This is a genomic window from Bacteroides sp. B1-V-101 (assembly GCF_023656585.1).
Lineage (GTDB): Bacteria > Bacteroidota > Bacteroidia > Bacteroidales > Bacteroidaceae > Bacteroides > Bacteroides thetaiotaomicron.
Map to the genome: position 1 here is coordinate 1 of NZ_JAMOKH010000016.1, position 14,263 is coordinate 14,263.

9 protein-coding genes are annotated in these 14,263 nt (G+C 43.2%); 1 reads left to right on the forward strand and 8 read right to left on the reverse strand.

Annotated features, from left to right (window positions below; translation table 11 throughout):
- Positions 1 to 263: 263 nt before the first annotated feature.
- From NBH01_RS13585 to NBH01_RS13595, 3 genes are read right to left on the reverse strand one after another with little or no spacing between them, the layout of a single operon-like run.
- Positions 264 to 992 carry a DUF6064 family protein gene (locus NBH01_RS13585; protein ID WP_008761610.1) on the reverse strand — a complete coding sequence of 243 codons (729 nt, stop codon included), beginning with the start codon at positions 990 to 992 and terminating at the stop codon, positions 264 to 266.
- A 13-nt stretch (positions 993 to 1,005) separates the two neighbouring features.
- The gene (locus tag NBH01_RS13590) at positions 1,006 to 1,500 is read right to left on the reverse strand and encodes a threonine/serine exporter family protein (RefSeq protein ID WP_008761611.1); all 495 of its coding nucleotides are present in this window, start codon (positions 1,498 to 1,500) and stop codon (positions 1,006 to 1,008) included.
- 1 nt (position 1,501) lies between these two features.
- Positions 1,502 to 2,269 carry a threonine/serine exporter family protein gene (locus NBH01_RS13595; protein WP_008765764.1) on the reverse strand — a complete coding sequence of 256 codons (768 nt, stop codon included), beginning with the start codon at positions 2,267 to 2,269 and terminating at the stop codon, positions 1,502 to 1,504.
- Between the two features lie 105 nt (positions 2,270 to 2,374).
- On the opposite strand from NBH01_RS13595, the gene NBH01_RS13600 reads away from it, so the two are divergent.
- Entirely contained in the window at positions 2,375 to 3,628 is a 1,254-nt protein-coding gene (locus NBH01_RS13600) for an MFS transporter (protein WP_055298484.1), read from the forward strand.
- Between the two features lie 106 nt (positions 3,629 to 3,734).
- Here NBH01_RS13600 and NBH01_RS13605 read toward each other — a convergent pair whose 3' ends face one another.
- The 5 genes from NBH01_RS13605 to NBH01_RS13625 form a co-directional block, all read right to left on the reverse strand.
- The gene (locus NBH01_RS13605; protein WP_008765766.1) at positions 3,735 to 3,986 is read right to left on the reverse strand and encodes a hypothetical protein; all 252 of its coding nucleotides are present in this window, start codon (positions 3,984 to 3,986) and stop codon (positions 3,735 to 3,737) included.
- Positions 3,987 to 4,068: 82 nt separating this feature from the next.
- Positions 4,069 to 4,620: an RNA polymerase sigma factor gene (locus NBH01_RS13610; RefSeq protein ID WP_008765767.1), complete on the reverse strand. Its 552-nt coding sequence runs from the start codon at positions 4,618 to 4,620 to the stop codon at positions 4,069 to 4,071.
- Positions 4,621 to 4,796: 176 nt separating this feature from the next.
- On the reverse strand, positions 4,797 to 7,892 hold the full coding sequence (locus NBH01_RS13615; protein ID WP_225680091.1) for a DUF6298 domain-containing protein: 3,096 nt from the start codon (positions 7,890 to 7,892) through the stop codon (positions 4,797 to 4,799).
- Between the two features lie 67 nt (positions 7,893 to 7,959).
- Entirely contained in the window at positions 7,960 to 9,642 is a 1,683-nt protein-coding gene (locus tag NBH01_RS13620) for a polysaccharide lyase (protein ID WP_225680088.1), read from the reverse strand.
- A 63-nt stretch (positions 9,643 to 9,705) separates the two neighbouring features.
- Positions 9,706 to 14,124: a hybrid sensor histidine kinase/response regulator transcription factor gene (locus tag NBH01_RS13625; protein WP_373150812.1), complete on the reverse strand. Its 4,419-nt coding sequence runs from the start codon at positions 14,122 to 14,124 to the stop codon at positions 9,706 to 9,708.
- Between the last annotated feature and the right edge of the window lie 139 nt (positions 14,125 to 14,263).

Below are 14,263 nucleotides of genomic sequence, written 5' to 3' on the forward strand. Positions count from 1 at the left end.
TAAGTAAACCGGAGGCAGGAATAATAAATAATAAAGTAAACAGCTGCCAGGGTTAGTAATATTTCTAGTCAACACATAGCAGCTATTAGAGATAAACAAGTCAACCATTATTAGGGAAGTACACTCCGAATATTTTATGCTATCAGATAAAAAAAAGTTTCATGCCTTGAAACTGTTGGTTTCAACGGTTGAAACTTTTTGTTTCAAGCAATGAAACTAATCGTTTCAAGGCGTGAAACTAATAGCGTGTAATAGTACGGCAATCAGTTCTTCGGAACTAATTCCAAAAACATAGTAGTCGTCAATAATATAGCCAGCCCGATGCAGACTGTTATTAATAACCAGTTGATATATTTAGCTTTGGGCTTGGTATCTGCGTGCAGATTATTCAGGAAGTATTCTCTGAAGAAGAGATAAAGTCCCGGAATAGTCGCACTTGCCAAAAGGAAGTCTTCCGGAATCTGAAAGAAGTAAGTCTTGGATAATCCGATCAATGACCAGTGGCAAAGGAACAATACCAGAAACATATTTACCTTGTGTGCAAACAGCAACAGCAGTCCGATGGTAAATACCACTACAGAACAAGGCATCACTGGAGAAGTCATTTCCGGGAAAGATAGCCCGCGTGCCAACGACACCATAGGATAAATGAAAGGCATGGCCAGCAACACATAAGATAGCAGATCATATTTGTGTGTACGTTCGAAAGTCGTATATCCGGTGATCGCATCCCATATCCAGATAATAGCCATCACTCCCCAGAACATCGCCATCACCCCGTTATAGCTGCGTTCTTCGCAGTAGATAAAGTAATAGACAATGGAAATCCACGAATAAAGACCTATCATATAAATCTTCATTCCCATCTTCACCCACGGACGTGGTTTGCTGATCAGCAATGCGGTCAGCACAATGCCGATCAGAATGACAATAATCTGCAAAAGCCAAGTGGCTGAATTATAATACGCAATTGTTCTCCAAAAAATCTCCATAAAAGTAGTTTAATTAATGTCTTGTTAAAGAAAAGGCTCTGTGCGGGAACAGGAACATCGGGAATGTAGCTCCGACCGCAAGCATGAAAATTACTGTACTTGCCACCAAAGTGTTGGAGAAGAACATCTCCTGCATCTTTATATACTTATCATGCAGTTCCGGTTTATTTGCTGTTTGCAAGCACATAATAAGAGAGAATACCATGTTGTACGCAAATTTTCCCGGAATCATCGGGAGCAACGCAGGAATATACAGCACTGTCATCGGGCAATATACCCGTTTTCCGAGCCATAAACTGCCGAACCCGATTACTAATCCACCGAATAAAGAAGCCGTAGCAATATCTACACCCAAGTAAGTCATCAGACAGAAACGGCACGCATGTCCCAATGCCGCCAATATTGCAATCATTTTAAATGCACGCAACGGAGGATCGGAAATTGCGCCAAATCCGATACCTGCTATCGCTGCAAAGAAACCATCAGAAAGAATATCAAGTGCTACCATATCAAATTAAACTGTTTTTTACCATTAATAATGTAAAGGAAAGGCCGATGGCAATGCTGACAATCAGCAAAGAGGCTTCTGTCAAACGGGCAAATCCTGTCAAAACGTATCCTTCGACAACATCAATCACTCCATTAATCAAAGGAACACCGGGTACAAGATATAGGACGCTGGTTGCCAGTGCGATTTCGGAAGTTGTGTCGAAAATCAAGGCGGTAGAAGCACAGAGGGACGCGACGAAGGCCGAAACAATGAATATAATATAATGATTCATTTTCTTCTTTTGCATCTGCTGTTTCAGGTATAAACCTGTAATAGTGGCGGAGAAAACGATTCCCATTGAGATTAAGTCGCCGCCAAACAGTTTGCAGAATGACGCATTGGCAAAGCCTACCAATATCAAAACGAACAGAGGATGTATCATCGGAGCAGAAACTATCTTTTTGTATTTCTCTTTCAGTTCTTCCAACGATAACTGTTTGTCTACTGCTTCCCAACTCAAAGCGCTTAGTTCGGAGTTATGCTCAAAGCTGATGGGATGTGCAGGAATATCTATAACCTCGTTGCAGGCTTCGCTTGTCTCCTTATCGATGATAGTAAGAATGATATTTTTATGAAATACGCCCAGTTTGACATCTAAGCCAAAAGCTTCTCCGATACGTTTGGAATTGCGTACAACACGGGAGGTATGTACCCCCGCTCCCATTAGATGGGCTGAATATTCGGCTATGAATTTACCTATAGATAATAAAGATTCGCTTGTCTTCATGTATGTGATATTTTTAAATCGGCTGCAAAAGTACAAAAAAGAGTAATAGCAGGAAAGGTAAAACACAAAAAATAAATACCTTTGCCTCCATAAAAAGAATGACTCATGAACAACCAATTTACATATCCGAAAGAGAAAATACGTTTTGCCATCCTGACTTTCTTCTTTGCCCAAGGACTCTGTATGGCAAGCTGGGCAAGCCGTATTCCGGATTTCAAAGATGTATTTGCAGCCAATTATGCATTTTATTGGGGGCTGATTTTATTTATGATACCGGTCGGCAAGTTTGTAGCAATTCCTTTGGCGGGTTATCTTGTATCTAAATTAGGGAGTCGCACAATGGTACAAGTCAGCATTTTGGGATATGCCATGTCCTTACTTTGTGTCGGATTGGCTCATGAAGTCTATTTGCTGGGATTCCTGCTTTTTTGTTTCGGAGTGTTCTGGAACTTGTGCGATATATCGTTCAATACGCAAGGGATCGAAGTGGAGCGTTTGTATGGTAAGACAATCATGGCAACTTTTCATGGAGGATGGAGCTTGGGAGCCTGTACCGGAGCACTTATCGGCTTCGTGATGATTCTGACGGGCACCTCTCCTGTTTGGCATTATATGCTAATAGCCGCTATTATCCTTATCATAGTATTGGCAGGACGAAAATATCTGCAAGAAACAACGCTTCCTATATGCGAACATCCGAAGCCGGGCTTTGAGACAACAGACAAAGCGGCTGATAAAGCTCCGAATGGATTCCGTCTGTTATTTCAAAAGCCGGAAATACTCCTTTTACAATTAGGTTTAGTCGGATTATTCGCGCTCATCGTAGAGAGTGCTATGTTCGACTGGAGTGCTGTTTATTTTGAATCGGTTGTCCATGTGCCTAAATCATTGCAAATCGGCTTCCTTGTATTTATGGTTATGATGGCTACGGGACGATTCCTGACGAATTATGCATACCAGCTTTGGGGAAAGAAAAAAGTACTGCAACTGGCAGGCAGCCTTATTTGTATCGGCTTCTTCATTTCCGCATTGTTGGGCAATGCGTTTGACTCACTGGGAATGAAAGTGATCATCAATTCCTTAGGCTTTATGCTGGTCGGACTAGGTATCTCATGTATCGTACCTACTTTATATAGCTTTGTAGGGGCCAAGTCAAAGACGCCCGTCAGCATTGCGCTCACTATCCTGTCGAGTATCAGTTTTATTGGTTCGCTGATCGCTCCTTTGCTAATAGGCGCTATTACACAGGCATTTGATATTCGTATTGCTTACATGATTACAGGTATATTGGGAGGTTGTATCGTACTTATCGTCAGTTTCTGCAAAGCATTCGATATTCAGGAAGAAAACAAATTGTAGATATATAAAACGCAGTCTCTCACAGTACTTGATCATTCAAGTGTCTGTGAAAGACTGCATCAATCTTTTTACTAACCTTAACTAACCTAACTTCTATCTAATCTAACTACAAAATGTTCGAAAAATCTTTTATACTACTAACAATTCTATCCTTTAAATCTTGGTTCTCAACCAGTGAAAAGTCGCAGGCAACATCTGCCGGAGCCAATAATACGGCCTTAGCTTCTTCTGCATCTGCTATCTGTTCCGGGTGCTCTCTGAAATAAGTTTCCCATTGGGAAGCTGCTTCCGGAGTTACACCCAGTGCATAATTGATGAAATCATCATCCGTCAAAAAATCCTTTACCTTAGAGCACATATCGCATCCTTTTTAAGCATTTACATAGATAGGACGCTGTTACTCTGTGTATGTACTCAACTAAATATCCTTTTTACTAAAATTAACTTGCCAGACTACGCAATTTTGTCAATCCACGGTGCATCAGGTTGCGTACAGACTGATAGTTCATGTTCATAATCTCACAGATATCCTCGTACTTCTTTTCTTCTATATAATATAATGTTAGTGCTTCACGCTGCCGGGGAGAAAGCTGGTCCAGTAGACGCTTCACCAGCGAGAACTCATTTTTGCGTTGCTCTTCTTCCATATAGTCATCTTCTACATCTGTGGGAGCTACTGCATTTACATCTTCTATGGCTGTATCAGACATATACATACGTTTGCGGAGTTCATCGCAGAGTTTGTTCTTTAATGAGATGAACAAATAAGACTTCAAATTATCAATAGTTCCTAATTCATCCTTTTTAGTGTAGAGCTTAACGAAAATATCGTGGATGCAATCTTTCAGTAACTCTTTATCAATGGTCAACTTCAATCCGTAATTAAAAAGAATGTTGATGTGCAAATCATATAGCTGCGAAAAAGCTGCCATATTTCCCGCTTGAAAAGAAGCGAGTAAAGTGTCGGTTGAATTATTAGTCTGTTCCATCATAGCATTAATTCGATTGATTTGATGTTGCAAAGCTAAGCAGAACTGACCTCAACCACCGGTAAAATCTGGTTTGTAGGTTGAAAAAATAAGTATCATGTTTTATAACACTCTTTTGTTAGAAATTACCTATAAAATGGAAAAATCCCGCTGATCAGTCATCAGCGGGATTTTTTGTTTCAGAGTTTATGGAACCAATAAATACCTTCTTTTTTATCCGGTACCTTTAATTTGTATACCCCATTAATTTTCAATGATTTATCTATAACACTCATCATCCCTGAACCGGGATGTATGTACTTTAAGATATACTTTCCGGACGATAATTGAACAGGAATTTCTGTTCCGGACTTGGAATAAATGATACTGCCGATATCAGATTTTACCATTTTCTTATAGTTGTCGGTATCGGTTTCTTCCACTTCCATAGCCGCTGCATCCTTCAGGAATGCTTTATCTGTGCACGGAATTACAGGACATGAACCGCCGGCCATGAATACAGCCCATCCCATAGCCGGATAATTCTGTGCGTAGAAGGTTACGGCTTTCTCCGGGAACTTCTGACGATATTCGTGGACAGCCTTGTAGGCTTCGGTGAAAGTAACCTTTCCGACTTTCATCTTACGCATGTGTTGGCGGGGAGCCATATTCTTCCCTCCTTCCGGTGCAAAGACTCCATCAGTTTTATAGTGCCAGTAGCGGATATCAATAATATCCACCACAGCTGCACGCTTCGGATCGGCAAGGATGGCGTCCTGTACATCTTTTGTGGTACTTAATGCTACTTTGGCCTTCTTTCCGGTTTCAGTTTCCCATTCGGCAATCACGTCCAGCCAAAACTGTACAAAATGTAGTGGACCTGTAAATTCGGCACTTGTCAGCTGAATGACATTCGGGTTATCTGCAAAGTTGTTCAGACACTGGCGGATGTATTGTCTGTGTAACTCACGGCGAACCGGATGAGTGATGTCATAAAACATATCTGCAACAAAGATTCGTTTGTCTCCTGCAAACGGAGCAGGTTCCGGAAATCCGGTCTGGTTGATATTGTTGGTGCTTCTCCACGGACAATCTACCCAGTGCGCACCTGCTTCCAGGATATTGTGCTGGAAATAGTTCTCATGGAATAGCAATAGTCCGTCTTTATTTCCTTTTTCGGCAAACTCTTTCAATCGTGACCAATACCATGCATTAGGGCGATTCAGATCATATTTGCTCAGTCCTTCCCAGGCAGTACCCTGACCGCTACGTCCGAAAGGTTGTTCGTAGAAAGGCCCCCATACATCTCCGTCACGACGGCGCACTCGTTCATGATCATCCCGGCGGCGATCATACCAAAGTCCGTAGTTTTGGTCAAATACCAATATGTTCTTTTGTTTCATATAGCCGATTACGGAATCGATGCGATCTGTCAGTCCCAATCCTTCACGTCCGGGAACAAAGCGGGTGATGGCAGGGCTTGCTTTTTTCAGAAAGTTGGTTTTAAGTTTTCCATTCCACCAAGGGGTGGTATGGCTACTTCCTACCAACAAAGTACTGTTCATCTGGATACGTCCGTTTGCAATAGTTACTTCCGGTTGTGCCGATGTCTTGTTCGGAGTTATCTTCTTTTCTTTAATATCATCGATTGATTTTACTCCGGACATAGCTATTGAAGGAGCAAAGGCTCCTTGTTCAATCCAGTGTTCCAATGTCAGGCGGGGATTGTAAGCCTCTTTGGCCAGTTCCATAGCAACTTCAACGGTCGGACTGCTGGTGGCACTTGTATTCCTTGGCAGGATACGGGCACGTTCTGCACATTTTTTCTGCAAACGATCTTCTAATTGAGCATAGAAAATGCTTCGGGGCTGCACATGATTGTTTGATTGTGCCCATTCGCCGTCACCGGAGAATTGTGCCCAGCATCCGTACGCACGGTTCATGGCATCCTTTGCCGGAGCATAACAGTCTATTTCGGCAGCGGTACATTGCCAGAACAGACTATTTGCCGTATTCCATCCCGCTCCGTTCTTGTCCTGTCCCAGATTCTTGAAACTCAGATTATGCCCGTCTATATTAACCACGTCAAACAATAAGCCGCACGCCCATGCGTCAATAGATCCGCTGAAACCTAAAGACTCATACGAATCACATTGTACGAAAGCATTCGGTCCGGCAGCACAATATCCGGCTGCAAAGTCATGAATACCCTGTTCCGAATAGCAGCGCTGGAAAAGTGTCTGTTGTCCTAAGGTATAGAAAGTACAGCGGCGCATTCCTCCGATTTCAGAAACAGGTTCCCGTGAGATACAGTCCTCAACCGTGATTTGGGAACCGGTACGCTGAACAAGGATTGCACTTCCTGCAAAGTGCTTAAAGTTCACCCTGCGTACCCAGCAATCTTCCGCATCTTCGATCGAAATACCTGTCCAGCAATGATCTTCATCTTTAGGGTACCGTTTGTCATAGTCGGAAATCAGAGTCATGTTTTCTACTCCGCACTCCCGGATGCGCCCGTTCCACTGATAAGTAATCACGGAAGAAGTACCGTATTTAGCATCCAACGCCACTGTCAGCGGAGCGTCCAGCGTTATCTGATTACCGTTTACTTCTGTCACGGTTCTATCCCAGGTGAGATCCATATCTCCTTCTTTCCAGCCCAGTGCACTGATTCCTCCTCCAAAGATATCACATCCTAACGAAGCAATCCATTCTTTGCCGGACGGACGGTTTACCAGCACCCGATCTCCCTTTCTCAACGAAGTACCTGAAACAACTTCCAATGTCCTCGCATTTACCGGAACATACTTCGAGAGTACCTGCAATGTATCCTGCACCTTCATATCGTCTGTCCCTTCCATATAGATCAGGGCACCTCTGTCCACTCCTTTTTTTAGAAGTATCGTTTTCTCTTTATCCACTCCGCGCAGTACGATGCCGGAGGCATTTATACGAAGGCTTCCGGATAAAGAAAATTCTCCCTGATCCAATAACACGGCTCCCCTGAAACCGGAAGCATCAGGTACTAATGAGGCGACATAGTCAATGGCGCGTTGAATACGTGATGTATTATCTCCTGCTGTCCAAGGTACAAACACGGCATTGCGGACAGAAGGAATATCCTGTTCGGAGCTCTTGTAGCCACAGTACGAGAAATCAAGAATCCGGTTTCCCTGTTCGTCATTCAAGTAAGTGATCCGGTCATCCTTAACCTGTAAAGCAAAGGTTTGCGCATATCCCTGCGCAAACCCTATGCTCAATAATCCTAAAAGGATAGTTCTTAATTGTATATTCATTACAATAAACGTTGTTTTCTAATTATTCAATCCTGAAAGATCATTTGACCATAAGCAAATCATACGATTAAAACAGACTTTTCCGTTTGGATAAGGTATCGTAGTTGTTCTTCAGATCTGTCCAGTCTATTTTCTTCTTTGTATCCAGCCCATTGATATATTTCTCGATATTGGTATAGCCATCTCCATTACAGTCCTCCTTTGCATCAGTCGGATCGTTCGGATTCAGTCCGTTGGCTATTTCCCATGCGTCCGGCATACCGTCACCATCCGAATCAAGATATGCTTCTCCTTTGTACTCAGGAAGTCCGCCCACCTGACGGATATCGGTGATGATACCTTGTTTGTAGGAGTCTGCCGGCAAGCGTCTTTTCACATAAGGAGAGACAAATTCCGGAGCGTCTTTCGCATAAATCGCTTTTCCTGTCTGTACAGTCTTGATGACGCGTGCGTCTACCGCATCCCGTTTCGGGAGAGTAGCACCTACATTATCCAATACAAAGTTATAAGCTTTTTTGGTATCCATAATCGTCACGGGCGACATTTTGAATGCTTCGTCCACTCTGATTTGCGGTAAGAACTTTCCTTCATCCACTTCACTGGCAAGCTGAACTCCGCCATCCCAGTTATCTTTTGTCACTTTAGCATTTCCGTGAACGATGTTACCGTTTACATAAGCTTTTCCGAAGGACATCGGTTTGCTTTTATCGCGTCCGGCTTCCGGTTTCAATATACGATAAGAGATAGGCTTATCCAGCGGGGTGATAGGACCGGGCTTAAAATAGTTATTGATTATATTATAAAAACTCTTGTTATCTCCTCCGTCGACAGAACGGTTCCACCAGTTGAAGACCACATTGTTTACGAAGTTAAAGTCTCCGTCCATACCCACCGAACTGTTACGACTGATATTGGAAGCGAAAAGATTACGGCAGAACATACTATTATGTCCTCCGATAGTGGCGCCAAACGCATGATTATAAGTATCCAATGCTTCCGAGAACATCGAATTCTGAATGGTAATGTTTACAGTAGGTAACTTCAGTCCGTGCCCGGTTTCATCCCTGTTGTAGACGTGGCGATAGATAGACATATTTTCATCCAGTCCCCAGCTTGCCGAACAGTGGTCTATTATAATATTGCCGACTGCATTTCCTCCTACTGCATCATCACGGAAAGCAACATCCTGTGCCCCCCGACGGAAACGCATATGACGAATCACTACATCATGTGTATCGATCAGGAAAGAATGACCGGTCACGCAGATACCGTCTCCCGGTGCTGTCTGTCCGGCAATCGTTACATAAGGGGCACGTACACTGATCGGGCTTTTCAGGCGAATAATACCTGACACATTAAATACGATAACACGTGCACCACCGGTTTCACAGGCTTCGCGGAATGTGCCGGGACCGGAATCTTCCAGGGAAGTTACCACAATCACTTTGCCTCCACGACCGCCGGGAGTGTACATACCACCACCTTCCGCACCGGGGAAGGCCGGAATATTACTTTTTATCAAATCCTCCGGTTTGGAGGCCCAAGGTTTGTAAGGTCTTCCTAACCTTGCTTCTTCCAAAACTGTTGGCAAGGCTTTTTCCCATGCCGCATTTGATTTCTGTTCGAACTCTGCTTCTTGTTTTGCTCCTCTTTCTTTTACCGAGTCGGGGATCACCGGATATTGGGCTGTCACAGGTAGTACACAGGCAACCAACATCCATGCTGATAATACTTTCTTAATCTTGTTCATTCTTCCGAATCTTAATAGGTTTTTAAAAAAGACGATTAAGAAAGTATTTTGTAATCGGTCTTTCTATCCTTTCCGCCATTCATTCATATATTCACGGGGAGTCTGATTATATTTTTTGCGGAAACACTTGCTATAGTAGCCCGAATCTTTGAATCCGACAGCAAACGCCACTTCCGAAACACTCAAATCCGTATTTTTAATCAGTTCGATCGATTTATTCAGGCGAATCTCCTTTACCAGGTCGACAGGTGCCAGTCCGGTAAGGCTTTTCAGCTTTTTGAAGAATGCCGAACGGCTCAGTCCGATGCCGGAAGCGATCGTATCAATATTGAAATCACTGTCGTCCATGTTTTCCTCGATCACTTGGTGTATCTTTTCAAGGAACTGCACATCTTTCTTCACCAGATATTGTTCGTAGCTGTCTTCTTCCGTTGTCGTCTGGTTCTCCATTTGCTGGCGGATACGTTCGCGGAACAGTTTCCGTTCGCCGAGCAACTGATCGATCCGTGCCAACAGATACTCTTTGCTGAATGGCTTGGTTATATATGCGTTCGCACCCAGAGTGATCGCTTTGGTCTTGGCACCTTCATCGTTCTTGGCTGTCAGAATAATGACAGGGATATGGCTGATCTGAAAATCCTTCCGGATAGATTGCAGCATTTCCAGTCCGTCCATTTCCGGCATCATCTGATCGGTCACTACGATGTCCGGATGATACAGATGCACTTTCTTCAGTCCTTCTACGCCGTTATTGGCTATATGGATATTGAATTTATCTTCCAATTGCAGTTTTATCAGCTGGCACAGGTCTTTATTATCCTCTACCAGCAGAAGAGTCGGTAATGAAGCATCAATTTCCAGTTCCTCCTCCGGTTCCTTTTCTGAATCGATAACCATCTTCTTGTCTGTAGCGGCGGGAGCAGTTTCCGTATCACTGACATAGAAGTCTACTTCCGACGGACGATAATGGTCCTTGTCCAGCAATAGCTCTACAATAAACACGGCCCCCTGCCCTTCCGGACTTTCGGCACGGATGATACCGTGATGCAGGTTTACTATTTCTTTGGAAAGTGCCAGACCGATGCCCGTACCCTGATAATGTGGATTATTCGCATTCTCTCCTTGTGAGAAACGCTCGAAAATTTCACTCAGCTTATTTTGCGGAATGCCGACACCGTTGTCTTCTACCCGTACATAGCAGGATTTTCCATCATCTGTCAATCCGGTAGTTACATAAATACTTCCACCAGAAGGAGTAAATTTGAACGCGTTCGATATGACGTTGCGGATAACAATACTCAGTTTGTCCTTATCTGCCCATACCATAATCGGTTCGTCCGGCAGTTGGAATGTGAAACTGATTTCATTTTCCTCCGAAAGTACACGGAATTCTTTTTGGAAGGAAGCTATCATTTCATTGAAATCAATCAATGATACGTGCAGACGCATCTTGCCATTCTGAATCTTTCGGAAATCAAGAATCTGATTGACCAGTTGTAACATTTGGTTCGTATTCTTTTCCATCAGGTCCACGTATTGCAGTCCTTTCGGAGACAGTTCTTCCCGCTCCTTCAGTTCTTGTATCGGCCCTTTTATCAGTGTCAGAGGAGTACGAAGCTCATGAGAAATATTGGTGAAGAACTTGATTTTCATTTCCGAGACTTTCTGCTCGATATAAATGTCGTTCTTCATCTTAATCATGAAGAAGGCCAGGCGCAGACCGAAATAGAGGGCCGCGATGCCAAGGATTACATAGATAAGAGTTGCCCACCAACTCAGCCACCACGGCGGGAGAATGGTGACAGCCAATGTGCATGTGGATACAAGTTCCGGATTGGCTTCATCCATCGTTTCTACACGGAATACGTAGTCTCCGGGAGGAACATTGGTATAAGAAGCAATACGGTTTTTGCCGTTATAGTGCCATTCTTTCTCATACCCTTCGAGTATGTAACGATAAGATACGCGATTCTGATTGTAGAAATTTAATGCGGCAAATTCGATTGTGAACATAGACTGATTATACTTCAATTGAAGTGCATCGGTGTATGTGATAGACTCCTGAATCGGACAGTCGTTCAAACTTCGCAGATTACGATTGGATACTTTAAAGTCTACGATACGGGTGTCATAGTTGGTATGTTGTGTCTCCAGTTTATCAGGAGAGAATGTCAGAATCCCCTGTCGCGAACCAAGCCATAAGTCTCCGTTCAATGCACGCAACGCACTGCCTTCTTCCAGTTCAACATTCAGGAAACCATCGTATTTGTCGTAGTTACGGAACTGCTCTGTCGCCTTATTAAAGCAGGACAGACCAATTTCGGTAGTAAACCACAAATTTCCGTTTTTATCTTCCACGATGGACTTGACCACATCGTTATTCATTCCTTCACGTATGCCATATGACTTGAATATCGGTTCACGTTTTTCTTTGTCATAGCGGACCAGCTTATTCAGACCTCCGCCGAATACACTCACCCAAATTTGCGAATCACTGTCTTTATATAGTACATAAATGTCATTGTCTGCCACATTGGAACGATCGCTGATCTGTCGGTACGTCTCAAACTGAATCTGTTCGGGAGTCGTAAAATGTCCGTCAAAAGACATCAGACCATCCATCGTACCTACCCAGATACGCCCGTCTTCATCTTCTGTCATTGTACGGACTTCCATATACAGACCATAAGCGGGATATTGTTTCAGTCCGTTGTATTTATGCTTGAATACAAGTGTCCCGTTTTCTTCGGAAATCAAGTTCAGCCCTCCGCCTAGCAGACCGACCCAGATACGCTCCTGACTATCCTGATAAGTGAAATACACATCATTGTTACTGATAGAATTCGGATTCTTGGGATCATTCTTATAGCGGGTAAAACGCAGACCATGTGGTGAGTTCATATCCGGTTCGGCTTTGACAAGTCCGTTTCCCTTAGTGGAAAACCACAAGTTTCCTTCTTTATCTTCCATGATATGATATACGGCGCCTATCAGATAATTCTGATCCGTAAAAACCTGCTTTATCTGTCCGTTGCTATCCAGACGATAAAGTGCCTGCCAACGGGTACCGACCCAGATGTCTCCATTCTTAGCCTGATACAGTGCACGTATCCCCTGATTCCAAGAGGTCGCTCTTTCTGTGTCTACAGGGACAGGAGAAACTTCTGTCAGCAGTTGAAATTGCTTCTTTGGAAAGTTGACTTTGTATACTCCGCTGCCTGTAGATGCCAGCCAAAGAATACCGTCTTTATCCAGCAGCAGATGAAAGAAGAGCTGATCGGGAAGGTCGTCGGAAAAAGGTTTCAGTTGATTGATACGGGTCATTTCCAGTTTCTCCCTGTCGAAGAGCAGAATTTCTCCACCGGGGGTGAGGAAAAACATACCCTGTTCACCGGCATCCTGCTTTTCAAAGTTACCGATGGCATTTTGTTTGGGGAAAGGAAAGCGATGATTGCTTTTGTTCAGAGGATCATAGTACGTCAATGCCTCATTACCTTCCTGAAACCAAATTTTGTCATACTTGTCATTGAATATCATTCCTACTTTTTTCCCTGCGATGGAGAACGGTAGTTTGGTCAGTTGTTTGTAGCCGATGTTATATTCATACGCACCATCAACGGTGGTGATATACATTAATCCTGATTCAGTGACCAGTATATTGGAAATCGGTTGATCAATTTCTGGTATTTCGTAGCGGTTGACTACTCCATTTTGCGGATCGACGCTATAAATATGTCCGTTCTTATCTCCCAGCCATAAGAATTTGGAACTGTAGGAAGCACAAGTGAACTGGTCCGGATCGGCAGAAACTTTCTTTTGAATAAAGTCGACAGGCTTATCTTTCAGAGCCTCTCCTTTTCTTAATGAAAGAATCTGATAGTCCATACCGATCCAATTGATAAACTCGGCAGTTTCGCAAAACACATTATGCTTGAGGCGTAAGTCGTAGACGTTGACATTGGGACGCGAATCGTGCAACTGCTTCATGGTGATTTTACCGTTCTGGTCTGTATTTGCACGCAGCAGGCTTTTATCTTTGGTCAGCAGCAGTACGTCTCCGTCATCTGTCGTCTGTATCTTGATAATCTGAATATTTTCAGAGTACTCTTTTACATCGTCATACACTGCGTGGAAACTTTCATGTTTCTTATCAAACAGATAGAGTTTGCGGTCGATAGTCTTGATCCAAAGGTATCCGTTCCTGTCTTCTACAATACGCTGAATCTTACGGGGAGGAATATCTGCGGAGTAAAATCCATCATGATTATCATAGGAACGGAATTTGGTACCGTCGAAACTGCATAGTCCGTACCAGGTGCCGAACCATACAAATCCGTCCTGCCCTTTCAGTGTACAATTGACGATATTATTGGGTAAGCCTCGTTCGGCCGTATAATGTTCAACAATCATGTTAGGGTAGGCAAAAGCACAGATTCTCGTCATCAAGAGAAACATAAATATAAAAAAGAAGTGTTTCTTCATTGTATATTATATTAGTGGAAATGAATCTTGCATCAAAGATACTATTTTATCTTTAAAAAAGAAACTGAATTTTATAACTTATCTTTTTTATCATCGAAGATATTCATTGAAATTTCGCGAGAATTTCAGTGCTAAAGCT